Consider the following 23,446-nt stretch of genomic DNA (forward strand, 5'->3'; position numbering starts at 1 on the left):
AAAGAGAAAGGAAATTCCTTTCTCTTTTTTCATTGCATGGAATTATTTAATTGTTACCCCGAATGTTTCCTCCAAAAGACCAACTGGTAGGAATAGACGGTTTTTCACAATGTCGGAATTTGTTTCTAAGGTTTTACCGTTAGCAATTACCTCAGAAGCCCCAAGGACATAAACAAGTTTTGCATTTCCTTTAGTCAAAGTAACGCTTCTTGTTTTATTGTCGTAGGCTACTTGAATCCCTAGACCCTCAGCAGTTGCACGAACAGCAACTAGTTTATTCGGGTCTTTCTTAGGTTCTTCTTTTTTCACATCTTCTTTAGAAGCGTCGTCTTTCTTAGGTTCTTCTTTTTTCACATCTTCCTTAGAAGCGTCGTCTTTTTTAGGTTCTTCTTTTTTCACATCTTCTTTAGAAGCGTCGTCTTTTTTAGGTTCTTCTTTTTTCACATCTTCTTTAGAAGCGTCGTCATTCTTAGGTTCCTCTTTTTTCACGTCTTCTTTAGAAGCGTCGTCTTTTTTAGGTTCCTCTTTTTTCACATCTTCTTTAGAAGCGTCGTCATTCTTAGGTTCTTCTTTTTTCACGTCTTCTTTAGAAGCGTCAGCAGATTCAGCTACTTTTTGAGTTGTAGAAGAAAGGTCAATGCTATATTTAGCAAAACCGTTTTCTCCCTCACCAATATACTTGATGTAACCGAGCTTTTCAGCAACTTCTTTTGCTTTAGGAGAAGAGGTTAGCGTTACTTTAATGTCACCTTTGATAGGTGCAAAACCCCAGTTTCCATCAGCTGTTGGATTGAAGGATTTTTGCTCTTTAATGTAGTTAATTAATACTTCACGGTTTTCGTCTGGAGAATCGATGATGACATTAGAACCGTCAATACCAGGGAAGTTACCGCCACCGAAAGCACGATAGTTATTTGTTACCACGATGAATTTTTGTTTAGGATCGATAGGTTTACCGTTATATTGCAGGTTAATTACACGATTTGCTTTTTCATTAACCAAAGTACCCTTGATATCATAACGGGAAGGCTGAGTCAGATCGAATTGATACTCTACACCATCCAATGTATCAAAGTTATAAGTTGGGAAAGCATCATTAACTAATGCTTGCTCTTCCTTTTTGGTTGGATCGATTTGGTTAAATTGTCCAGCGGAACGCTCCAACCATTCTTTTACTTGGCTACCGTCGATTAATACAGCTTTAATTGTATTTGGGTAGATATATAGATCTGAAACGTTTTTAACAGCAATTGTTCCAGCTTTAATGTCTGTATAGTATTCAGCACCGTTACGTCCGCCTGCTTTAAATGGCGCAGCTGCAGACAAGATTGGAGTACCTTCATATTCTGTTCCTTGCGTTGCTTTTTCGGCCCACCATCTTTGTGCATTTGAAACGATTTGAACAGATGGATCGTCATTAACTAATGCAAAGAAACTGTTGATTGGAGCTTTTGTTTCGCCAACTGGTCCGCGAACATAGCCTAAGGTGTTTTCGTGGTCATCTTTTACAGCATTCACAATATCCTTATCAGCTTCCACTAGAGCTTTTTTGGTAGCAGCATCATAAATTGGACGTGCTTCAGTTGTGGAATCAATCACTTGCCATTTTCCATCTACTTGTTTAAGAGTTAGGTCGATAACGCCCAGATGATCGCCCCAGAAGCCTGGCATAACAGATGGGATACCATTGATTGTACCTTTTGCTGTGTCAACGCCTTCAATTCCATCAAAATCTTTGCTTGGGAATAGCTTGTGAGCATGACCAAACAGGATAGCATCAATGCCTTCTACTTTACTTAGGTAGTAAACGGCATTTTCGTCATTTCCTTTTGCTGGAGCTTTTTCAAATCCGGAATGAGGAATTGCTACAATGATGTCTGCCCCTTCTTTTTTCATTTGAGGAACGAATTTTTTCGCTGTTTCAATGATATCCTTAGCGATTACTTTACCTTCTAAGTGACCTTTGTCCCAAGCAGTTACTTGTGGAGGAGCAAATCCGATTGCACCGATTTTAATTGTTACTTCTTTTCCGCTTTCATCTTTTACTTTCTTTTCAAAGATGTGGTAAGGAGTGAAGTAGTTTTTATCGTTGTCAGGATTGTTATCCTTGTCATCGATATAGATGTTAGCGTTTACGTATGGGAATTTTGCGCCTTTAAGAGAAGCTTGAAGATAATCAAGGCCAAAGTTGAATTCATGGTTACCGATGTTGCCTACTTCATAGTCAAGTAGATTCATCGCTTTGTAAATTGGATGAACATCTCCATCTTTCAATCCTTTTTCATGAATGAAATCGCCAAGCGGATTTCCTTGGATCAAATCACCATTGTCAAACAAAACACTGTTTGTAACCTCTCCACGTGCTTTCTTGATCAAGGTAGCTGTTTTAGCTAGACCGAATTGGTCAGTCGGAGCATCCTTATAGTAGTCATAGTTCACGACATTTGTATGGATATCAGTTGTTTCCATCAAACGTAATTTCACAATGCTTTCTCCCTCTGCACCTACATGAGCTGTAGGAAGAGCAAACATACTTAGCACCATTGAGGTAGCCAGCACACTGTGTAGATGTGTCTTCTTCAAGTGAAAAGCCCCCTTAAAATATTATAAAATGATGAGAATTGGACAAGTTCGATCATATCACAAGTTTTTAATTTTCGACAGATAAATCGGGAGGAGCAACACAAAATTTACGAAGATTTTACGAGTCAAACGGGAAATGACTGACATAAAAAACGCTTACATTAACAATAATAACGAAATATATTACAACTCATTATAAAAACGTTCGTGATTTATCTGTTTATCTACTATTGTATAAAACTCGTTGCAGATGGAGAATAATAGGAGAAAAACGCCATCTAAAGGGGTTTTTCTGCTATGCTCAAATCATTGCGCCCAGCAAAACTGAAGTGGAAATGGCTAATGTTGTTTCTTATGTTAACAATAGGCTTAGTATTGGGGTTCTGGGTTTCTCGTCTTGAAATGAAGCTGACTAATCAAGTAGATAAAAATAGGATGTCATCGCAAATGGAAGGGAATGAAAGTGTCCCTGTATTCTCCATGCCAAGACAGGTCGTCTTAACCCGTACATACGTATGCGGAGTAACGGATGAGGAGAAAAAAGAAGTCAGAGAACAAACCTTAGAGCAAATATTGAAACCGTACGCCGGCTGGGAGCTGGTTTCGGTTCATCCAGATTATATTGTGTTACATAAAGAAGAGAATGACCTTGCTCCCATTTGTAAAGAGAAGGGTTACTTTGGTTTATCACCTGATGGTTTTTTAACCTTCTTTGAAGGGTTGCCGGATTATCAGAAAGTGATTCAAACCTTTTATCGAATTAACACGGATAGTATGAAAGCGAGCCTTTCTAAAGAAGAGATTGGTCATTTGTATAAAGGTATCCGTGTACATGATCTCGCTGAATATAACAGTATTTTATCTACTTTTAGCGAATTTCAGCGACAGATTGAGCCTCAGTAATCAAAAGCCCGCTCATTACCTAAGTAATAAAAAACAATCAGCTTCTCTTTTGCATTTCGATTGATGAGAAAAGCTGGTTGTTTTTTGTTGGGCTGATTTGTTTGAATGTTAGGAGGAGAAAGAGGAGATCAAATATTCTCTACTATGTAATCGCTTCCTATTTATAATGGGAAAATATTGTTTGGGAACGAGACGTGTTTCCTGCTTGTCGAAAAATAGTGGGTATGTTACAGTGTACCTATTCAATTTCAAATGACTCGTATAATTCTTGGGGATATGGCCCATAAGTTTCTACCAGATGACCGATAATCTCATCTGACTACGAGTGAAAGTGCATCTAGGGTTCCGTTTTTGTCATGCGTTTATTGACAGAAGGACTGGTCCAAGCGATGCAAGCTTTGTTATATACAAAGCTACACCTAAGGGATAAAAACCCAGAAGGACAGGTTTCACTTGAACATTGTTTTTCAAGTGCCTTGTCCTTTTGGGTTTTTTTGTTTTTTTAAAATACTTTGTTGAAAATGTGGAAAGGGGCTTTTGGCTACTCATGAAGGTATTACAGGAAAGAATTTGTCAGGACGGAAATGTATTGTCCGATACGGTTTTAAAGGTAGATGCTTTTTTAAATCATCAGGTGGACTCAAAGCTAGCCATGCTGATCGGGGAAGAATTTGCAAAGCGATTTGCTAAAGAAAACATTACGAAGGTTTTAACAATCGAGGCGAGTGGGATTCAATTTGCAATGGCAACAGGCTTTGCGCTACAGGTCCCTTTTGTTTATGCAAAAAAGAAAAAAGCAATTACGCAATCGGATGATGTATATACGGCATCTGTGCATTCTTTCACACGTAAAGAAACATACCAGATTAGTGTGGCTAAAGCCTATTTAAAGCCGGGTGAGCGCGTACTAATCGTAGATGATTTCCTAGCTACTGGAGCTGCATTAGTAGGATTGTGCGACATTGTGAAAGAAGCTGGTGCTGAATTGATTGGCGTAGGTGCTGTTATTGAAAAAAGCTTTCAGGAAGGTCGAGGCTTGCTTGAGGAAAGAGGGATTGCTATTCATTCGTTAGCTCGAATCAAATCGATGTCCCCAGAAACAGGTATTGAATTTATTGAGGAAATCGGCGCATGCAAATCGTAAGGCAAAAAGGGAGAGATAGAGGGCAATGTTAAGCAAGCAAAAGATATTTACCTTGGGCTTTCAACAGGTTCTAGCGATGTATGCAGGGGCTGTTATCGTTCCGCTTATTATCGGTAAAGAATTGGGATTAACACCACAACAGATGGCATATCTAATCGCAGCGGACCTCTTCACCAGCGGGCTTGCGACCTTGCTTCAAGTGTATGGCGGAAAGTACATTGGATCGGGGCTTCCCGTAATGCTTGGATGTACCTTTACGGCAGTAGGGCCCATTATTGCCGTGTCCCTTTCAGCAGGGAACAGCTTAACAACCGCATATGGTGCTATTATCGTATCTGGTATTTTTGTATTTTTATTTGCACCTTTATTTGGCAAATTACTACGTTTTTTTCCAACAGTGGTTACAGGCTCAGTCGTTACTATCATTGGGTTATCCTTAATTCCTGTTGCGATGAAGAATGCGGCTGGTGGGGAAGGTAGTGCATCTTTTGGTTCCCCTACCAATTTACTTCTAGCTCTTTTAACCTTGCTTTTAATCCTGTTGTTTAATCGTTTCTTTACAGGATTCATTCGATCGATTGCCGTATTGATTGGACTTGTGACGGGTACCATGATCGCCTTTTTCTTAGGCATGGTTGACTTCTCGCATGTGTGGACTGCCTCCTGGATTAGCATCGTACAACCATTCTATTTCGGGGCGCCGCGCTTTGATATAATGGCAATTCTAACCATGATCATTGTCAATATAATCAGTATGGTGGAATCTACGGGTGTCTATTTTGCAGTTGGAAAAGTAACGGACACCAAGATTGAACCCAAAACAGTAGTAAAAGGCTTACGTGCAGAAGGGCTTGCTATTACAATGGGCGGTGTCTTTAACGCTTTCCCATATACAGCTTTCTCGCAAAACGTCGGGCTCCTTTCATTGACAGGAATCAAAGGTCGAGAAGCCATTATGGGAGCGGGCGTAATTCTAGTTACCTTGGGAATGCTGCCAAAATTGGCTGCACTTACAACCGTTATTCCTGATGCTGTATTAGGCGGGGCTATGATTGCCATGTTTGGAATGGTAGTTGCATCAGGTATTAATATTTTATCTAGCGTCGATCTATCCAAAAATGAAAATCTTTTAATTGCAGCTTGTAGTATTGCAGTAGGCTTAGGTTCCGCTGTGGTTCCGCAAATGTTTGATCAACTACCGGGTATGGCGAAAATGATTATGCAAAATGGGATTGTTACAGGCTCTTTAACAGCGATTGTATTAAATATTTGTTTGGCTCGAACAGATAAGGCAGTCAATAGCACTTCTCAGACGACCTCTGAAACGGTATCTGTGTAAGAAAATAAACAATTTCAGGTTTAAAGGTAAGAAAGGATGTTCCAAACAGCAGGATTGCTTAGGGAACATCCTTTTTATCCAACCGTTCTTTGTTACTCTCCAACAAGCTCCAATTCGGCGATTCGCCAACGATCCCATTGTGATCCTCTAACTAAGGTAAAATAACAGACTCTTTGGTAGTTCTTTCCTTTAATGGCATAGGAGAGTTTAACAGGGATGGTGACTGAAAACATATCGCTGGTTTGCTCCTCCGCTGTCATCTTATCTAAAAGCGGGTGCAACCGTTCACGAACATACACCGGATCATTCATGGATGCCAGAGAGCTTGGTGATCCTGCAACCAGCAAGGAAGCAAGACGCTCCTCTTCCCGCAGACAGGTGAGATAATAATCAATAATTTGAAGGGGGCTAGCCTCCCGCAGAGCTGAATAGAGTGTTCCAGCCGCTTTTTGAATCATCAATTGGTGGCCAGCATCCGGCTCGTGACGCTTGTGAGTCGAGCTGCCTAAGAAGTGAATACAAAAATGCCCATTAAATTGATTTCCAGGAATTCCATCTCCACCGTGAGGCATACCGTGCATGGAAGCCGCATAATGTTTTCCGTTTACGGTCAATAAAATGGCGCGCCTTTTCCAGCTCCATTTTCCCTGATAGATCCTCTTCATAATGAGGGTATCCTGCTTGGTTAAAGGCTGTACGTCAGCATGACCACTGCCGGCTCGACGCTGTACACGGAATTGTTCACCTGATTCAATATCTGTGACAGTTCCGCAAGCCATACGTTTAAAGTTTTGTTGTACCTCGCTCCACGGCGATAATAAACCATAATGCTTTTGTTCTGTTAAAGAAACCCATTTTTCAAGATGTGTACGCAACGAATTCGTTACTAGTACTTCCCGATAGGAGTCAAATTCAAATAAACGCTGCTCATCACTATATAGATAACGATTTTTTTCCGTATAGATGATAGCCCGAACAAATTCTGGTTCTGAGCTTGAAATGCGCGGTCTGGCTTCAATTAGCTGTCCCCATTTTTCCTGGCCTGATATCGTCAGCTTCGATTGAAAAGCCGCATGAACAGAGGTTTTTACAATGATGGTTATGCCCCCTTGAGGGAGGGAACCCGGGGGAAATGGCACGAGTTTATCTGTTTTGCTTACGTACACATGATGTTTTCCAAAAGCAGCGGAGGGGGAAAATAGTAAACAAAAGCAGATTAGCAGAAAATAGAGACTGGAAAAGGATTTCGTCTTCATAAACATACCCCTCTTTAAAATGGACAAATGAAAGCGACTTCAGTTATAGAATGCTTCCAGAAATCCATTTCATTCTAAGCTTGTTCGCCTTTTCTGATCGAACGCAAATAGGTAAAATCGGGATACATACCGCAATCATCAACATCGCATACTGTAGGGGACGGCCATGTGAAGGAGGAGTTCTTGTATGTCTTCAATGCCTAGAGGAAGCTACAAAGACCAGTTCCATCAACGCTTGTATGTTCAGCTCAACCAAGGTCATAACAAATTGGACTATCGAAAAATAAATAGTATCGAGAATCAGATGCAGAACGAAGTGGACAATTACGCCCATATGCAGCATGACTTAGCTGATGAGCTTGGTATGAACAAACACTAATTGGCCGTCCCGCGTTATGAAACGAGGCAGAAGGAGTCTGTTGAGAACAATCTCAGCAGGCTTTTTCTGCGTGCTCTGTAATAAAGCAATGAAATGAGCTGAAGATTCATAATCGTAAAAGGGGTAGAAAAAAGCTAGGGTTCGATCTTATAGAAGGGGTTATCAAACTTTCAACGGAAATGCATGTTCGCAATCTGTCTGGTTTGTGTTACAGTTAAAGGAAGACTGGAAGAAGCGGAGAGAATGGAATGCGGATAGTCGGAATTGACCCGGGGATTGCAATTGTCGGGTTTGGGTTTGTAGATAAAGAAGGAAGTTCCTTAAAGCCTGTACAGTATGGTAGCATACAGACAGAAGCTCATACACCTGTGCCGCTGCGATTGCGACAAGTGTATGATGCTACCATCGAGCTTTTGGAAACGTATAAGCCTGATGAAATGGGCATAGAAAAATTGTTTTTTAACCGAAATGTGACCACAGCCTTTACTGTAGGGCAGGCTCGGGGTGTTATTATTTTGGCTGCGGAGCAAAAAGGGATCCCGGTTTTTGAATACACACCAATGCAAATCAAGCAGGCAGTGACTGGCTACGGTGGAGCTGAGAAAAAGCAAATTCAAGAAATGGTACGGATGTTATTGAGATTAAAGGAAGTGCCAAAACCAGACGACGTAGCAGACGCATTAGGTGTAGCGATTACGCATGCTCAAAGCCGCACGTATTATGATATATCGGAAGGTGCAAAGAAATGATTGATTTTGTAGAGGGAATTGTCACTTATATAGATACGGAATACGTTGTGGTGCAAGCAGGCGGGCTTGGTTACCGCATTTTTTGTCCTAATCCTTATTATTTTGTGAAAGATGAAGGGAAGTCTTGCCGTTTATTTACGCATCACCATGTACGTGAAGATGCGATTCATTTGTATGGATTTGCAACCAGAGATGAACGCGATTTATATCGCCGGCTGCTTGATGTGAATGGCATCGGACCAAAAGGCGCATTAGCTATCTTGGCTGGGGCTACACCTGACCAAATTGTTTCTGCTGTTCAACAAGAGAATGTGACTTATTTAACAAAGTTTCCTGGGATTGGGAAGAAGACGGCCCAGCGCATGATCTTAGACTTGAAAGATAAGCTGAAGGGCTTTACACCGTCTATGCTGGTTACATCTGCACCAGAATCTCTTTTGGTGAAGGGAAATTCCGACATGGCTGCTTTAGAAGAAGCAATGCAGGCGTTGATGGCTTTAGGCTATTCAGACAACGAAACACAAGGGATTCGTCCTAAATTGCTGGAATCAGCCAAATCGGGGGCTAGTGTAGAGCAATTGATTAAACAGGGGCTTGCGCTCTTTATGAGGGGATAAAAGAAGATGGACGATAATCGGATTATTACCACCCATATGCAGTGGGAAGAAGATGCTAATGAATTTAGTTTGCGTCCTCGCTTCTTATCCGAATACATCGGGCAAAAGCAGGTAAAAGAAAATTTAAAGGTCTTTATCGAAGCTGCTAAAATGAGAAAAGAGGCGTTGGACCATGTATTATTATATGGACCTCCAGGTTTAGGAAAGACAACTTTATCCCAGATTATAGCTAATGAACTAGGCGTTAATCTAAAAACAACCTCTGGACCCGCTATTGAACGACCAGGTGATTTAGCTGCCATCCTTACGAATCTTCAGGAGGGGGATGTGCTGTTTATTGACGAGATACATAGACTTAATCGCAGTGTAGAAGAGGTCTTGTATCCAGCAATGGAGGATTTTGCCCTGGATATCATCATCGGAAAAGGGCCGAGTGCTCGCAATGTCCGACTTGACCTTCCCCCCTTTACCTTAATAGGGGCTACGACGCGTGCGGGATTACTTTCGTCTCCGTTGCGTGATCGATTTGGGGTCGTTAATCGTTTGGAATTTTATACAATTGAAGAATTAGCTTTCATTGTTTCGCGTGCAGCAGACATCCTGCAAATTGGGATGCAAGAAGGTGGAGCTCTAGAAATTGCCAAGCGCTCCCGAGGGACACCGCGTATCGCCAATCGCTTATTAAAACGTGTCCGGGATTTTGCTCAGGTTCAGGGCGAAGGAATTATTACCCAAGAAATTGCCCATGAGGCTTTAGTCAGACTCCAGGTGGATGCTTGCGGACTCGATCATATTGACCATAAATTACTTCTTGCCATTATTGAAAAATTTGCAGGCGGACCAGTAGGACTGGATACGATTGCTGCTACCATTGGGGAAGAATCACAAACGATTGAAGATGTTTGTGAGCCTTATTTGTTACAAATTGGGTTCATTCAGCGAACACCGCGTGGACGTATTGCGACACCGGCATGCTACACGCATTTTCAACTTCCAATGCCTTCTGAGTCCTAGAAGGATTTGTCCAACAGCAATGAACCTGCAAAAAAGGAGATTAGAGAGACGTGGATGTAACTTTATTTGATTTTGACCTGCCTGAAGAGTTGATTGCCCAGCATCCACTTGAGGATCGCACAGGGTCTCGTTTGCTTGTTCTTGATAAACAAACAGGTGAAGTAACTCATCGGCAGTTTACGGACTTAATTACGTATTTAGAAGCGGGGGACGTGCTGGTTGTTAATGACAGTCGCGTGTTGCCCGCCCGTTTGATTGGCGTAAAAAGCGAGACAGGGGCTAAAATTGAGATTCTGCTGCTCAAGTCGCTTGGGGATGACCGTTGGGAAACCTTAGCACGTCCAGGGAAACGATTTAAAGTAGGGGCTGAGATAGAGTTTGGTGACGGTATGCTTCGCTGTGTTTGCGAAGAGATTACACCAACAGGAGGGCGGATTGTGCGATTCTCCTACGAGGGAATTTTCTATGAGATTTTAGATCGATTAGGCTCAATGCCCCTGCCGCCTTATATTCATGAACAACTAGATGATCGCGAACGCTATCAGACTGTTTACTCTAAGGAATTAGGCTCTGCGGCGGCACCGACAGCAGGCTTGCATTTTACACAGGAATATTTGGATAAGCTTCAGCAAAAGGGGATTAAATTGGCCTATGTCACTTTGCATGTGGGATTAGGAACATTCCGTCCGGTGGAAGCAGATGTAATTGAAGAGCATGTGATGCATGCTGAGTATTATCAATTGACACAGGAAATGGCTGATCTGATCAATGGCGCAAAAGAGGCAGGAAAGCGAGTCATTGCTGTCGGCACTACATCTTGTAGAACGCTGGAGACGATTGCGAAAGAACATGGTGGCAAGCTGGTTGCTCAGTCTGGTTGGACGGATATTTTTATGTATCCTGGCTATGAATTTGCGATTATTGACGGTCTTTTAACTAACTTCCATTTGCCTAAATCAACGCTGGTCATGCTAATTAGTGCTTTGGCCGGACGTGAAAATGTTCTTCGTGCTTATCAGGATGCGATTGCCCGCAAGTATCGTTTCTTTAGCTTTGGAGATGCGATGTTAATTAAATAAAAGAATTTTTATGCGTTTTCTTGTGATTCATGATCATACCTTTTATAATAGATAAGACGTAGGAAAAACATGCTAATAAAACAGATGGTGTTCACATCTGGTTATTGAGGAGTGCAGAAACTTTGGCAGTACGCTACGAATTAATTAAAACGTGCAAACAGACTGGCGCACGGCTGGGACGAGTTCATACCCCGCATGGTACTTTTGAAACCCCAGCATTCATGCCGGTTGGGACTCAAGCCACAGTTAAAACCATGTCCCCTGAAGAAATCAGCGGGATGGGCGCTAACATTATTTTGAGTAATACGTATCATCTATTCTTGCGTCCGGGTCACGAGATCGTTAAAGAAGCAGGTGGCTTGCATAAATTTATGAACTGGAACGGAGCTATTTTAACAGATAGTGGCGGTTTTCAGGTATTTAGTTTAAGCAATTTACGTAAGATTACAGAAGAGGGTGTATCTTTTCGCTCTCACTTAAATGGGGAAAAGCTGTTTATTGGCCCGGAAGAAGCGATGCAGATTCAAAACGCACTTGGTGCCGATATTATGATGGCTTTTGATGAGTGTGCCCCGTATCCGGCTGAGTACGATTATGTAAAAAAATCGATGGAGCGGACAACCCGTTGGGCAGAGCGTTGCTTACGTGCGCATGAGCGCAAGGAAGATCAAGCTTTATTCGGGATCGTACAGGGAGGCATGTATCAGGATTTACGGGAACAAAGTGCACGTGACCTTGTACAGATGGATTTCCCGGGGTATGCCATCGGTGGACTTAGCGTAGGTGAGCCATTCCCGTTAATGTATGAAGTGCTGGATTACACAGTTCCGTTGCTACCGGATAACAAACCTCGTTATTTGATGGGTGTAGGTTCTCCGGATGCCCTCATAGAAGGTGCGCTTCGTGGAATTGATATGTTTGACTGTGTGTTGCCTACTCGTATAGCTCGAAATGGGACATGCATGACGAGCCAAGGAAGGTTAGTCGTACGCAATGCAAAGTTTGCGCGCGATTTTACTCCACTTGACCCTAATTGCGACTGCTACACGTGTAAGAATTATACGCGTGCTTACATTCGTCATTTGATCAAAGCTGAAGAGACCTTTGGCATTCGTTTAACTACGCATCACAACCTGCACTTCCTCATTAAATTGATGGAGAAAGTGCGCCAAGCGATCCGTGAAGATCGTTTGAAAGATTTCAGAGACCAGTTTTTTGCCCAATATGGATTGGGTGAAAATAGATCTTTCTAAGAACTAAGGAGGATGAACCATGCAAGGTTTAGGTGGATTGTTGCCGATTATTATTATGTTTGTGATCTTTTACTTTTTGTTGATTCGCCCTCAACAAAAACGTAATAAAGAACGCAATGCAATGTTGGCAGCTATGAAAAAAGGGGATCGCGTTGTAACAATTGGAGGACTGCATGGCACTATCCAAGACATTACTGACGATACACTTATTTTGAAGGTTTCTCACAACGTACACATGACGTTCGACCGCGGTGCAGTAAATTCTGTTACAGTTCCTAGCCCTACAAAAGAAGTAGCGGAAACGAAAAAAGAGGAATTGGAAGCACCTGCAGAAGATACGAAATAAACATAAACACAAGAAAGCTGTTAGCGATATGCTAACAGCTTTTTTCCTTGTCAACAGATCAAGCCCCTTGATCTGCAAGCCGGAAATTACCGCCGATTAGTCGTATTTACACCAAAAACGCCGCCAATCCCTGCGATAAGAAAGGCAAAGAGAGTGTACAATAAGGTTGAAAAATTAAGCGGAGCATTAAAGCCTAAAAAACCGATCAGCAAGACGAGAAAGAAATAGCCTAAACCGGTTAAACCTCCGTAATACCAGCCGCGTGCACCGCATTTGCGCCCCGTTACGAAACCGCCAATCAACAAGCTGCAAATGTTAATGACATAGCTAAAGTAAGGTAGAGAGCTTTCCTTGACATTGGTAAAGGAAAGAAGTAATGCAGCAAAAATAGAACCTAGCAAGACAAGGCCAAGCGTTAGAAATAATCCCGTCATCACCGAGGCGGAATGACTGCGCATAACACGATCCCATCCTCTCTTTATGATTCATTTTCTTATTACCATCTATATGAGAGGCTTGACAGGCTTATTCATCTCTTGATTGAACATCGCCGCGAATTTTCGTATGATGGATAAGGGAAAAAGACGGGGGTGAGGATACCGATGATAAAAACCTATTTTTATAATCATTCCGAACAAAAGATGATCCACGATGTAGATTTAACAACCAAGGATCAATGGCTGAAATCTCCTGAGGATTTATTATGGATTGATCTGTATGATGTAGGCAATCAGGAGCTGCATTACATTGCGAAAATTTTTGAGTTTCATCCATTGGCCATTGAGGACTGTTTGCATGTCAGCCCGCGTGCAAAAGTGGATAAATATGATGACTACTATTTCTTCGTTTTTCACGCGCTCCGATATAATGAGGAAAGCGATAACGAGATTACTACAGTAGAGCTTAATGTTTTCCTTGGTCCGAACTACATTGTTACTATTCATAAATCACCAATGAATACGATTGGGCGCATTGCAGCTCAATGTCATCGAAGCAATTCCTTCTTAAATCGAGGTCCGGATTATTTGTTGTATGCAATTGTTGACGGGATTACCGATGAATACTTTCCAATTATGGATCGCTTAAGTGTCCGTATTGATGATTTAGAGGATGAAATCTACGAGCATCAAACTGAAGAAATTACAGAGGAATTCTTAGCGTTAAAGCGTACTTTGATTTTAATACGCCGCGTGATTTTGCCGCAAAAGCGGATTTTTGCCAATGTGAACGGTCGCTATTCGTTTGATATTTCAGAGGAAAATGTTCCTTTCTATGTGGACTTAACGGATCACTTGGAGCGAATCGTTGACTCAACAGAAACATTTCGGGATTTAGTAAACGGTGCACTAGATACTTATTATACGATTATTACGGGCAGAAGTAATGAAACAGTACGTATCCTGACTATTATCTCTACTGTTATTCTGCCACTAACCTTTATCACAGGGATCTTTGGAATGAACACCTTTGGATGGATGGGGGATAAGGCAGAGCCTGTCATGTTTGTCATCGCATTCGGTTCAATGATTTTATTGACATCGTGGATGCTCTATGTCTTTAAAAAGAAAAAATGGCTATAACAGAAAGGAAAAGAGAGGGACGCATAAGGTAGGATGGACCCGTGGACACTACTACATAAGGTAGATGAACATGTGGGAGGTCTTATACCGTGGAGCTACTAACCATACTTATGCGTACCCTCTTTAGTTATTTCCTCCTCCTACTCATCATGAGGCTGATGGGCAAAAGAGAACTGGGTCAAATGTCTTTGTTTGATGTTGTTATTTCTATCATGCTGGCAGAAATGGCAGTTCTTTCGATTGATCAGGTGAATAAACCACTTCTGCACATGTTTTCGCCCATGATCCTTATTATGCTGTTGGAAATTGGAATGGCGTATTTGTTTATGAAGAGCAAAAAGATCAGGAACTTCGTTAACGGAGAAGCAGATGTTTTGATTGCAAATGGTGAAATAAGAGAAGAAGCGTTGAAAAAAAATCGACTTAACCTAGATGACCTATTGATTCACCTGCGTCAGGAAAATATAAAAAACCTGGCCGATGTTGAATTTGCCATATTGGAAACGACAGGTAGGGTCAGTGTATTTACGAAACCGGGAAAAACACCTGTTACCTTGCAAGATTTAGGCCTGCAACAGAAGAAGCCTAAGCAATCCTTCACAGGTGTTACTGTGAAATTTCCTATTCCTTTAATTATGGATGGAGAGGTGCAGATGAATGCTTTGGAAAAAATTGGTAAAAATATATTTTGGCTCAAGCAGGAATTAAAAAAACTAGGTTTTCGTCATACGAACGAGATTATCTTTTGTAGCATTGATGAACAAGGAAAACTGTTTGTAAATAAAATCCAAAACCCCCGCAAATAATCACCTGCGGGGGAAAAACATGCTTAATTGCTGACCAATCCAAGGAATCCGCGCTACATCTTGTTTACCCAATACCCTCATGCTAACAAGTAATACTAAGTAGAGAAGCATAGAAGCAGAAGAGCATATTGTTAACATATGGAGTAAGCTAGTATCCTTGAACCAATGCTCAGACATATACGTGCTGCAATAGCCGATAGCCAGCATAGCAAAACCAATTTTTACAAATTCGCCAACCTGAATAGTAAAACCGATCCCTTTGACGAGGCTAGCAAAATGGAGCATGGTTACCAACGTAATGTTTAAATTCAGCGCAATGATCGCTCCATTGATTCCAAATTCAGGACGAGATGTCAGGATAAACATGGATGCGATTTTGACGACTGTTCCAATCAGGGTGTTACGGAATACAACATGTGCTTGATCCAAACCCTGTAGAGCAGCGGCTAATGGAGCCTGGAAAAACAAAAATACAGAAAATGGTGCCAATTGCTTCAATAATAGGCCAACCTCGGCCTGCTTGTATAATAGTTGACAGAGAGGCTCTGCAAATACATATAATAAAACAGCACAGGGAGCTCCGATAACCAGCGTTATACGCATGGCTTGATAAATGCGGCGATGAACCATCTTGCTGTTCTTCTCAAAAGCGGCTTCTGCAACAGCAGGAACCATTGAAATGGATAACGAATAGGTAAGAAAAGTAGGGAAAAGTAACAGAGGGACAGCCATTCCAGAAAATTGACCATATAAGGAGGTCGCCTGAACGGTTTTATACCCTGCTAATAAAAGCGCATAGGGGACAAGCATTGGTTCCATCACATAAGCAATAGAACCTACTACGCGGCTCATCGTGACTGGCAGGGATACATGCAAGAGCTGCTTAATAGCCGGGGAGCTTTTTTGAAACAATGCCCGACGTGAGCCAGGTCTCTTAAACAGATCGCCGAGTTCGCGACTGTTCTTTTTATAATTCCATATCATGTATAACAGGCCAGCTAGCTCACCTAGTAAAATGCTGCCGACTGCACCAATGGTAGCAATAAAAATTCCATAGGGGGCAAGTGTCAAGGTCATACCTATTACTATTAAAATACGGACTATTTGCTCAATCAATTGAGAGAGGGCTGTAGGCACCATATTTTGTTTTCCCTGGAAATAACCACGTAACACAGCCGAGAAACTAGCGATCGGTAGAATAGGTAAAGCTGTCAGCAATAACAGATGGGTGCGCGAGTCCGTAAAGAACAATTCCGTAAAAAAGCGAGCTCCAACAGCTAACAATAATGAGACTAACGTACTCAGTCCAATTGTAATAGCTAGGGCCAAATAGAGGAATCTTCTTGATTGCTGATGATTTTTGGCCGCTTCCGCTTCTGCAACCTGTTTAGCGATGGCAACAGGCAAACCAAATGTAGTAATGGTAATCAGAAAGTAGAGAAGTGGGACGATCATTTGATACAGCCCCATACCTTCTGAACCAATTAATTGGGAAAGAATAATACGATGGGCGAAACCAAAAATCTTAGTAATGGCGCCTGCTACGATGAGTACCATGGTACCGTAAAAAAAGGATTTTTTCATAGGGATAGCCCCTTCTCTTTAACATTTACCTTAAGCTTTACTTACTACACTATTACCATATGGACGTGCCACCTGGGGCATGACTAGATTTTATGTATGGGAGAAACATTTTATAACAACAAAGGTCACGTAAAGAGGTGTAGGAATATGGAAAATAAAGGGAATGTAGTGAGCTTTATTGAGGTAGACAAATATCAGGAAATGTTAGTTTTATGCAAAAGTAAGGCAGAGGAATTTTTGATTCTAGGTTACGATAACATTACTCCTGAAGAGATATGGGAGTGTGTGATATCAGCCTATAAAGGAGAAGAACGCCCCACTCTACATCGTCTTGTTAACGATATCCTCTCCTTAAAAATTAGCAAATATATGAACTATGTGATGATTAATATGTATAAAAATAACGGCGTAATTTGACATGCATTTTTCTACAAGTCTATAATGGGCATATTGATTCTTTGAATTGGGATATTTGCGTATGAACGCTTGGTATCCGTTGGGAAAGGGGCATTATGTTAGATGATAAAGTGGAGTAGATTTGTTCTCTTCCTACTGGTGATCGGACTCTTAGGTACGCTCATGGCCACTACTACCACAAAAGTAGCGGGCAATATCGTACTTGGTCTTGACTTAAGAGGCGGATTTGAGATTTTGTATGAAGTAGAACCGCTTGATGCAAAGCACAAAACAAACACTGAACTACTTGCAGCAACAGCTCAGATGATTGAGAAACGTGTTAATATCGGGGGAGTTTCTGAACCAGAGGTAACCATTGAAAATCCTAACCGCGTACGCGTTAAATTGGCAGGGGTTACTGATCCCGAGAAGCTGCGTTCATTGATCGGGAAACCAGCCGTATTGACGTTCCGTGACATGACAGGTGAAGTCGTTATGCGTGGAACAGACCTAGCGCCTGGTGGTGCTGCTGTTGGTTATGGTGAGCTAAATGAGCCGCTTGTTACCCTGAAATTTGCCGATGCAGAAAAATTTGCAGAAGTAACACGCAAAAATTTAGGAAAACCAGTTGCCATCTTCTTAGATGAAAACTTGTTAACAAATCCTACGATTCAAACTGTTATTACAGGCGGCAGCGCACAAATAACAGGTAAATACACAAAAGAAGAGGCACGTGAATTAGCAGAAACGTTAAATGCAGGTTCATTGCCGGCTAAATTAATTGAAAAGCAAGTAACGGCAGTAGGAGCAAGCCTTGGTGATCTTGCTTTGAAAAAGACTATTTATGCAGGCTATATCGGCGGAGCACTAATTTTCCTCTTTATGCTTTTTGTATACCGTGTTCCTGGTATGATTGCAAATATTACGTTAACAGCGTTTGTTTACGTATGTTTAGTAGTTTTGCAATGGATGCATGCTACGCTTACGCTGCCAGGTATTGCCGGCTTTATTTTGGCTGTAGGTATGGCGGTAGATGCTAACATTATCACCTATGAACGCATTCGAGAAGAAATCATGACAGGTAAGACCGTTCTGTCTTCTTTCCGTGCGGGTGAACGTCGCTCGTTGATTACAATCATTGACTCGCATGTTACTACTTTGATTGCGTGCGTCGTGCTCTTCTACTTTGGGACGAGCTCCATTCAAGGTTTCGCGATTATCCTAGCAATGACTCTAATTGTCAGCTTGATTACCAACGTGTTCGGCTCTCGCTTTTTGCTATGGTTGCTTCTTCGTTCCAATGCGTTTAAGAAGCCTCGCTGGTTTGGTGTAAAGGAGAGTGAAATCGGTGAACTCTAAAGAAAAAGATATTGTTAAATTTGATATTGTTAAAAACCGACACAAATTCTATTGGTTTTCAGGTATCTTACTAGTTCTAGGTTTAGCCTCGATGCTAATGTTTGGACTAAATAAAGGCGTTGATTTCACAGCAGGTACTCGTTTGGATTTATTTATTAACAAGCAGTTTAATGAAGCAGACGTCCAACAAATTATTGCAAAAGTAATTCCTGATGTTCACTTTAAAGATGTAACCAAATATGGTAATAATAAGGAATTTGCAACGACAACGTTTACAGAAACGATCACTCCAGAAAAGCTGAAAGAGATTGAGGCTGCTGTTAAAGCGAAATATGGTAATCAGGTAACGAAACAGGAATCTACAGTTGACCCCGTGATTGCCAATGAGCTCGTGAATAAAGCCATTATCGCTGTTTTAGTTGCTTCTGCGGGGATTGTTGTCTATATTGCGATTCGATTCCAATTCTTATTCGGGATTGCTTGCGTAATCTCCATCTTACATGATGCTTTTATCCCGATTGCTTTGTTCTCCTTGTTCCGTTTGGAAGTTGACTTAACATTTATTGCAGCGATTTTAACGATCGTTGGTTATTCCATCAATGATACGATTGTTATCTTTGACCGTATCCGTGAGAACATGCGGACAATGAAAACAAAAACCATTGAGGATTTAGAACATATGGTCAACGTGAGCTTATGGCAAAGTATGCGCCGCTCTATCTTTACTGTTTTGACCGTGTTCATTACGGCTGCTGCGATTGCTATTTTTGGTAGCGAAGGCATTCGTAACTTCTCCTTAGCTCTTATCTTTGGTCTGATCAGTGGTACGTATTCTTCCATCTTTATCGCTGCACAGATTTGGGTATCTATGAAAGAACGTGAGATGAAGAAAAAAGGATTAAAAGCTACTCCTAATGAGAGCTAAATTGGATAGAATAAACCGTGGGGGATAGCCCCTGCGGTTTTTTTATTCTCAAAAAAATACAATAAGTGGTGGATGGGCAAGCGAAGCGGTACAATAGGTTCATCCAACTGATAAAAGGAGGAAGAAACCAGGTGGAAAATCGTTTGGCAAAGGCTCAGTTTGCTGCATGGGTCGGTATTGTTGGCAATCTGTTGCTGGCACTTGTCAAATTACTTGTGGGCTTGGTAGCTGATTCGCGAGCGATGGTAGCCGATGCCGTTCATTCTGCATCTGATGTAATCGGGTCAGTTGCTGTTTTAATAGGGCTTCGCGCAGCAGAGGCGCCCCCAGATCAAGACCATCCGTATGGGCACGGAAAAGCAGAGTCAATTTCAGCTATTATCGTATCTATCCTACTCGCTATTGTAGGCTTTGAAATTGCTTATTCCTCGTATAAATCACTCTATGAGCCCCTTGAGCCTCCTGGCATGTTAGCCGTATGGGCGGCGTTAGGCTCCATGATAATAAAAGAATGGATGTTTCGATATAAGTATCATCTAGGGAAAAAATTGAATAGCCAATCATTAATTGCGAATGCCTGGGAGCATCGTTCTGATGTATATTCTTCCTTCGCTGCGTTAATTGGTGTTGGCGGGGCAATTCTTGGGGAGAAGCTAGGGGTAAGTTGGACCGTATATCTTGATCCCATTGCAGGGATTTTTGTATCCTTCCTTGTATTAAAAACAGCCTACCATATTTTAAAGGAATCAATTCATTCCGCGATGGATCATGTATTGCACGAGGAAGATACCTTGCCTTTGCGTAAAACCGTTATGGAGGTAGAGGGAGTATTGCGAATTGATGAGCTGTGGGCCAGAGAAACTGGTCACTATCAAATCGTGGATATTAAGGTTTCAGTTGATCCGTTTATAACGGTAGAGGATGGACATCGAATCGGGAAAAATGTTAAACGCAATTTAATGGAAAAACATCAGGATATTCGAAATGTGTTTGTTCACATTAATCCGTATGATGAAAAAGGAAAGTCATGGGATGAGGAACCTGTTAAGACGGATGAATAATGCAGTTATTATTGGACTTTTTCACAATTCAAGCTTATTTATGACAGGACGTTCTTAAAACATACGCTTTTTGCGTTTATAAGAAAGCTTGGCATGCCCTCTATTTCTTTATATAATGGATGAGGATTGGAGGGCTGCCTCATGCTACAAGCGAAATCGCGATGGCAACTCACCCCATATGACGAAGCAATAAGTGCAGAGATTGCCCAAGCGTGTGGAATATCGCCTTTGCTTGCACGTTTGCTCGTTCAAAGAGGGATGGATACGTCACAAAAGGCACGTGACTTTTTGAATGTCAGTCCAAAACAGCTACATGATCCATTTTTATTGGATGGCATGGACAAAAGCGTGCATCGAATCCAACAGGCGATTGAGCGACATGAACCGATTTGCATATATGGAGATTATGATGCGGATGGAGTTAGCTCCACTGCTTTAATGGTGCATTTGTTACGAAAATTGGGAGCCACATTTGATTATTATATACCGAATCGTTTTAAAGAAGGATACGGGTTAAACCAAACAGCGTTGTCATACATTTATGACAGCGGTTTTCGGCTTGTCGTGACTGTGGATACTGGCATAAGCGCGGTAGAGCAGGTAGCGCATGGAAATCAGTTGGGGCTTGATATCATCGTGACGGATCACCATGAACCACCTGAGCTTCTGCCTGATGCGTTTGCAGTAATGAATCCTAAAAAACCGGGCTGTTCCTATCCGTTTGACATGCTGGCTGGTGTAGGCGTTGCTTTTAAGCTGGCCCAAGCCTTGTTAAAAGAGCCTCCGATGGAGTTCGTCGATTTGGCCGCGATAGGAACGATTGCTGACCTTGTTCCTTTAGTGGATGAAAACAGGGTATTAGCTAGTTTAGGATTGCAACGATTGAATCGAACACAAAATGTAGGTATCCAAGCTTTACTTGATGTGTGCGGGCTTCAGGAGAAAGAAATTACTGCGGGACATGTGGGCTTTGCCATTGGACCACGAATTAATGCGGGCGGTCGTTTAGAAACAGCAGAAGCAGCGGTTAAATTGCTCGTGTCAGAGGATGTACAGGAAGCGAAGGAACAAGCGGAAGTACTTGATGAGTTGAACCGGGAGCGCCAAGAATTAGTTCAAGCTATGGCGGAAGAAGCCATTGAAATGGTTGAACAGCTATATCCGGCTGATCAGAGTGGAGTAATTGTTGTAGCCAAAGAGGGATGGAATGTCGGCGTTGTTGGTATTGTTGCCTCTCGTTTAGTGGAGAAATTCTATCGACCTGCTATTGTGCTTGGAATCGATCCTGAAAAAGGCACAGCAAAAGGCTCGGCCCGAAGCATTGCTGGCTTCGACATGTATGAGGCGTTGACGGCCTGCAAGGAGCTTCTACCACACTATGGTGGTCACACAATGGCAGCGGGTATGACATTGCCCATAGAGAATGTAGATCCGCTACGCAAGGCGTTGCATCGCATTTCACAGGAATGGCTGCAACCAGAAGACTTCATCCCCAAAACAAGAGTAGATCTTGAAGTGGCTTTTGATGAAATGAATCTAGATCTTGCTGTAGAACTGGAAGCTTTAGCTCCATTCGGCATGGGTAACCCTACTCCAATACTTGTCTGTGAAAAAGTCGGTCATCAGGGTATGCGTAAAATTGGGAAGGATGAGACACATCTAAAATGTGTATTGTCACATGAGAAATCGCAACTAGATGCAATCGGCTTTGGTTTTGCCCCAATTATGGAACAGGTAGCTCCAACATCAAAGCTTTCAGTGCTTGGTGAATTGCAGATTAATGAATGGAATGGGTTGCGAAAGCCTCAATTCTTGCTTCGTGATGTAGCGGTCAAGCATAAGCAGATTTTCGACTGGCGAGGCACCCGCGATAAAGAGAAAAAATGGTTAGATAAAATAGCAGCGGAAGAGTTGATTACCATCACATTCCAAGCAGCTAATCATCAACGTTTGCACTCTTTACTCGCAAGTCAGCAGCTTACCCAAAGGTCGCTTCTGTATGTAACGAATGCTGGAGAAATGCAAGGAGACTGGAAAGAAGGATGTCGCTCGATCATCTTATACGACCTTCCTTCCTCCAAAAAAGCATTGGGACAGGCGATGACTGCGTTACATGAAATGGACTCCATTTACTGTTTATTTGGAGAAGCGGATGAAGCCTTTGAATTGCTGCATGTACCGAGCCGAGAAGATTTTAAAGCGCTGTATCAAATTTTTCGACAATATGGTAAAATCAACAAGGCTCATCTCGATGCATTAGCTAAAAAATTGAAGCTAAAGCGTTCCATTGTGGAGCGAATGCTTACTATTTTTACAGAGCTTTGTTTTATTGAAGATAGCGAGCAAGCATACCTATTGCATCCAGAACCGGCTAAAGCGCCTTTGGATACATCTTCACGATATCTAGACTGGCGCGAGGAAGCCGAGCTACACGCCGAACTGCTCCTTTCTAATCATGATGGACTAGGAAAATATTTGGATATGCTTCATCAGTCTTAGAAGAAGAGCACCCAACTTACTTTGTTTTTATTCTTTTGTAGGAGGCATTCCTTAATGAACTTTAAAGATTATATTCGCGTGATTCCAGATTACCCACAACCGGGGATTCGTTTCAAAGATATTACTACCCTATTAAAAGATGGCCCTGTATATAAAGCGGCAATCAATGAATTGAAAACATTTGCTGATACCCTAAACGTGGATGTAATCGCAGGACCGGAAGCGCGCGGTTTTGTTGTAGGGGCACCATTGTCATATGCGATGAACGTCGGGTTTATTCCGATTCGCAAGGCAAACAAATTACCTTACAAATCTATTCAAGCTGATTATAGCTTAGAGTATGGCAGTGATGCATTAGCAATGCATGAAGATGCAATCAAGCCTGGTGATCGTGTATTGATTGCAGATGACCTGCTTGCAACGGGCGGTACGATTGAGACATCTATAAATCTTGTTGAACAATTGGGCGGAATCGTAGTAGGGGCTGTATTCCTGATTGAATTAAGCTATCTCGATGGTCGTGAAAAACTAGGTGACATCCCGGTTTCTTCGTTAATCACATATTAATCTGTTG

Annotated in this window: 22 protein-coding genes and 1 riboswitch; of the genes, 18 read left to right on the forward strand and 4 right to left on the reverse strand. The window is 41.9% G+C overall.

What is annotated here, in order from left to right; translation table 11 throughout:
* Positions 1-42 precede the first annotated feature (42 nt).
* A complete protein-coding gene (locus QZ995_RS12435; RefSeq protein ID WP_301807212.1) occupies positions 43-2,583 on the reverse strand; it encodes a bifunctional 2',3'-cyclic-nucleotide 2'-phosphodiesterase/3'-nucleotidase in 2,541 nt (846 codons plus the stop codon).
* 297 nt (positions 2,584-2,880) lie between these two features.
* On the opposite strand from QZ995_RS12435, the gene QZ995_RS12440 reads away from it, so the two are divergent.
* The 3 genes from QZ995_RS12440 (at position 2,881) to QZ995_RS12450 (ending at position 5,969) form a co-directional block, all read left to right on the forward strand.
* A complete protein-coding gene (locus QZ995_RS12440; RefSeq protein WP_301807215.1) occupies positions 2,881-3,486 on the forward strand; it encodes a BofC C-terminal domain-containing protein in 606 nt (201 codons plus the stop codon).
* A 237-nt stretch (positions 3,487-3,723) separates the two neighbouring features.
* Positions 3,724-3,828: riboswitch (purine riboswitch) on the forward strand.
* 205 nt (positions 3,829-4,033) lie between these two features.
* Positions 4,034-4,630: a xanthine phosphoribosyltransferase gene (locus tag QZ995_RS12445; RefSeq protein ID WP_301807217.1), complete on the forward strand. Its 597-nt coding sequence runs from the start codon at positions 4,034-4,036 to the stop codon at positions 4,628-4,630.
* Between the two features lie 25 nt (positions 4,631-4,655).
* Positions 4,656-5,969, forward strand: coding sequence for a nucleobase:cation symporter-2 family protein (locus tag QZ995_RS12450; protein ID WP_301807220.1), 1,314 nt, complete (start codon positions 4,656-4,658; stop codon positions 5,967-5,969).
* Between the two features lie 92 nt (positions 5,970-6,061).
* On the opposite strand, the gene QZ995_RS12455 is transcribed toward QZ995_RS12450, so the two are convergent.
* Positions 6,062-7,225, reverse strand: a complete 1,164-nt coding sequence (locus QZ995_RS12455; RefSeq protein ID WP_301807222.1) for a hypothetical protein — start codon at positions 7,223-7,225, stop codon at positions 6,062-6,064.
* A gap of 187 nt (positions 7,226-7,412) precedes the next feature.
* Here QZ995_RS12455 and QZ995_RS12460 point away from each other — a divergent pair, with 187 nt between their 5' ends.
* The 7 genes from QZ995_RS12460 to yajC all read left to right on the forward strand — a co-directional run bounded on the left by QZ995_RS12460 (position 7,413) and on the right by yajC (position 12,662).
* Positions 7,413-7,604, forward strand: coding sequence for a hypothetical protein (locus QZ995_RS12460; RefSeq protein ID WP_301807226.1), 192 nt, complete (start codon positions 7,413-7,415; stop codon positions 7,602-7,604).
* Between the two features lie 248 nt (positions 7,605-7,852).
* Positions 7,853-8,353, forward strand: a complete 501-nt coding sequence (gene ruvC, locus QZ995_RS12465) for a crossover junction endodeoxyribonuclease RuvC (protein WP_301807228.1) — start codon at positions 7,853-7,855, stop codon at positions 8,351-8,353.
* Entirely contained in the window at positions 8,350-8,970 is a 621-nt protein-coding gene (gene ruvA, locus QZ995_RS12470; protein WP_301807229.1) for a Holliday junction branch migration protein RuvA, read from the forward strand. The genes ruvC and ruvA overlap by 4 nt, the downstream gene beginning before the upstream one ends.
* Before the next feature lie 6 nt (positions 8,971-8,976).
* Positions 8,977-9,984, forward strand: a complete 1,008-nt coding sequence (gene ruvB / locus QZ995_RS12475) for a Holliday junction branch migration DNA helicase RuvB (RefSeq protein ID WP_031413976.1) — start codon at positions 8,977-8,979, stop codon at positions 9,982-9,984.
* A 50-nt stretch (positions 9,985-10,034) separates the two neighbouring features.
* Entirely contained in the window at positions 10,035-11,063 is a 1,029-nt protein-coding gene (queA, locus tag QZ995_RS12480) for a tRNA preQ1(34) S-adenosylmethionine ribosyltransferase-isomerase QueA (protein ID WP_301807231.1), read from the forward strand.
* Positions 11,064-11,185: 122 nt separating this feature from the next.
* Complete coding sequence (tgt, locus tag QZ995_RS12485; protein WP_301807233.1) at positions 11,186-12,316, forward strand: tRNA guanosine(34) transglycosylase Tgt; 1,131 nt, start codon at positions 11,186-11,188, stop codon at positions 12,314-12,316.
* A gap of 19 nt (positions 12,317-12,335) precedes the next feature.
* The gene (yajC, locus tag QZ995_RS12490) at positions 12,336-12,662 is read left to right on the forward strand and encodes a preprotein translocase subunit YajC (RefSeq protein ID WP_031413978.1); all 327 of its coding nucleotides are present in this window, start codon (positions 12,336-12,338) and stop codon (positions 12,660-12,662) included.
* Positions 12,663-12,748: 86 nt separating this feature from the next.
* Here the strand turns inward: yajC and QZ995_RS12495 are convergent, their stop codons facing one another.
* The gene (locus QZ995_RS12495) at positions 12,749-13,120 is read right to left on the reverse strand and encodes a TIGR04086 family membrane protein (protein WP_301807238.1); all 372 of its coding nucleotides are present in this window, start codon (positions 13,118-13,120) and stop codon (positions 12,749-12,751) included.
* 144 nt (positions 13,121-13,264) lie between these two features.
* On the opposite strand from QZ995_RS12495, the gene corA reads away from it, so the two are divergent.
* Together corA and QZ995_RS12505 are read left to right on the forward strand one after the other, a co-directional pair.
* Positions 13,265-14,242: a magnesium/cobalt transporter CorA gene (gene corA, locus QZ995_RS12500; protein WP_031413980.1), complete on the forward strand. Its 978-nt coding sequence runs from the start codon at positions 13,265-13,267 to the stop codon at positions 14,240-14,242.
* An 89-nt stretch (positions 14,243-14,331) separates the two neighbouring features.
* Positions 14,332-15,048 (forward strand): DUF421 domain-containing protein, encoded by a 717-nt coding sequence (locus tag QZ995_RS12505; protein WP_301807242.1) that lies wholly within the window; start codon positions 14,332-14,334, stop codon positions 15,046-15,048.
* Here the strand turns inward: QZ995_RS12505 and spoVB are convergent, their stop codons facing one another.
* On the reverse strand, positions 15,049-16,632 hold the full coding sequence (spoVB, locus tag QZ995_RS12510) for a stage V sporulation protein B (RefSeq protein WP_301807245.1): 1,584 nt from the start codon (positions 16,630-16,632) through the stop codon (positions 15,049-15,051). It lies immediately after the preceding gene.
* A 147-nt stretch (positions 16,633-16,779) separates the two neighbouring features.
* Here spoVB and QZ995_RS12515 point away from each other — a divergent pair, with 147 nt between their 5' ends.
* The 6 genes from QZ995_RS12515 (at position 16,780) to QZ995_RS12540 (ending at position 23,439) form a co-directional block, all read left to right on the forward strand.
* Positions 16,780-17,049 (forward strand): post-transcriptional regulator, encoded by a 270-nt coding sequence (locus QZ995_RS12515; protein ID WP_301807247.1) that lies wholly within the window; start codon positions 16,780-16,782, stop codon positions 17,047-17,049.
* Positions 17,050-17,151: 102 nt separating this feature from the next.
* The gene (gene secD / locus QZ995_RS12520) at positions 17,152-18,387 is read left to right on the forward strand and encodes a protein translocase subunit SecD (RefSeq protein WP_301807250.1); all 1,236 of its coding nucleotides are present in this window, start codon (positions 17,152-17,154) and stop codon (positions 18,385-18,387) included.
* Positions 18,377-19,312 carry a protein translocase subunit SecF gene (gene secF, locus QZ995_RS12525; RefSeq protein WP_301807252.1) on the forward strand — a complete coding sequence of 312 codons (936 nt, stop codon included), beginning with the start codon at positions 18,377-18,379 and terminating at the stop codon, positions 19,310-19,312. Before secD ends, secF begins: the two co-directional genes overlap by 11 nt.
* A gap of 131 nt (positions 19,313-19,443) precedes the next feature.
* Entirely contained in the window at positions 19,444-20,373 is a 930-nt protein-coding gene (locus QZ995_RS12530) for a cation diffusion facilitator family transporter (protein ID WP_301807253.1), read from the forward strand.
* 141 nt (positions 20,374-20,514) lie between these two features.
* The gene (gene recJ, locus QZ995_RS12535; RefSeq protein ID WP_301807255.1) at positions 20,515-22,872 is read left to right on the forward strand and encodes a single-stranded-DNA-specific exonuclease RecJ; all 2,358 of its coding nucleotides are present in this window, start codon (positions 20,515-20,517) and stop codon (positions 22,870-22,872) included.
* A gap of 54 nt (positions 22,873-22,926) precedes the next feature.
* On the forward strand, positions 22,927-23,439 hold the full coding sequence (locus QZ995_RS12540; RefSeq protein ID WP_301807256.1) for an adenine phosphoribosyltransferase: 513 nt from the start codon (positions 22,927-22,929) through the stop codon (positions 23,437-23,439).
* The last annotated feature ends 7 nt before the right edge of the window (positions 23,440-23,446 follow it).

This window comes from Brevibacillus laterosporus, from assembly GCF_030489605.1.
GTDB classification, from domain to species: domain Bacteria; phylum Bacillota; class Bacilli; order Brevibacillales; family Brevibacillaceae; genus Brevibacillus_B; species Brevibacillus_B laterosporus_E.

Bases quoted from the DNA above. Each gene is read 5' to 3' on its own strand.
- QZ995_RS12440 (WP_301807215.1), top strand. From the start codon at position 2,881: ATGCTCAAATCATTGCGCCCAGCAAAACTGAAGTGGAAATGGCTAATG.
- QZ995_RS12445 (WP_301807217.1), top strand. From the start codon at position 4,034: ATGAAGGTATTACAGGAAAGAATTTGTCAGGACGGAAATGTATTGTCC.
- QZ995_RS12450 (WP_301807220.1), top strand. From the start codon at position 4,656: ATGTTAAGCAAGCAAAAGATATTTACCTTGGGCTTTCAACAGGTTCTA.
- QZ995_RS12455 (WP_301807222.1), bottom strand. From the start codon at position 7,225: ATGAAGACGAAATCCTTTTCCAGTCTCTATTTTCTGCTAATCTGCTTT.
- QZ995_RS12460 (WP_301807226.1), top strand. From the start codon at position 7,413: ATGTCTTCAATGCCTAGAGGAAGCTACAAAGACCAGTTCCATCAACGC.
- ruvC (WP_301807228.1), top strand. From the start codon at position 7,853: ATGCGGATAGTCGGAATTGACCCGGGGATTGCAATTGTCGGGTTTGGG.
- ruvA (WP_301807229.1), top strand. From the start codon at position 8,350: ATGATTGATTTTGTAGAGGGAATTGTCACTTATATAGATACGGAATAC.
- ruvB (WP_031413976.1), top strand. From the start codon at position 8,977: ATGGACGATAATCGGATTATTACCACCCATATGCAGTGGGAAGAAGAT.
- yajC (WP_031413978.1), top strand. From the start codon at position 12,336: ATGCAAGGTTTAGGTGGATTGTTGCCGATTATTATTATGTTTGTGATC.
- QZ995_RS12495 (WP_301807238.1), bottom strand. From the start codon at position 13,120: ATGCGCAGTCATTCCGCCTCGGTGATGACGGGATTATTTCTAACGCTT.
- corA (WP_031413980.1), top strand. From the start codon at position 13,265: ATGATAAAAACCTATTTTTATAATCATTCCGAACAAAAGATGATCCAC.
- spoVB (WP_301807245.1), bottom strand. From the start codon at position 16,632: ATGAAAAAATCCTTTTTTTACGGTACCATGGTACTCATCGTAGCAGGC.
- QZ995_RS12515 (WP_301807247.1), top strand. From the start codon at position 16,780: ATGGAAAATAAAGGGAATGTAGTGAGCTTTATTGAGGTAGACAAATAT.
- secD (WP_301807250.1), top strand. From the start codon at position 17,152: ATGATAAAGTGGAGTAGATTTGTTCTCTTCCTACTGGTGATCGGACTC.
- recJ (WP_301807255.1), top strand. From the start codon at position 20,515: ATGCTACAAGCGAAATCGCGATGGCAACTCACCCCATATGACGAAGCA.
- QZ995_RS12540 (WP_301807256.1), top strand. From the start codon at position 22,927: ATGAACTTTAAAGATTATATTCGCGTGATTCCAGATTACCCACAACCG.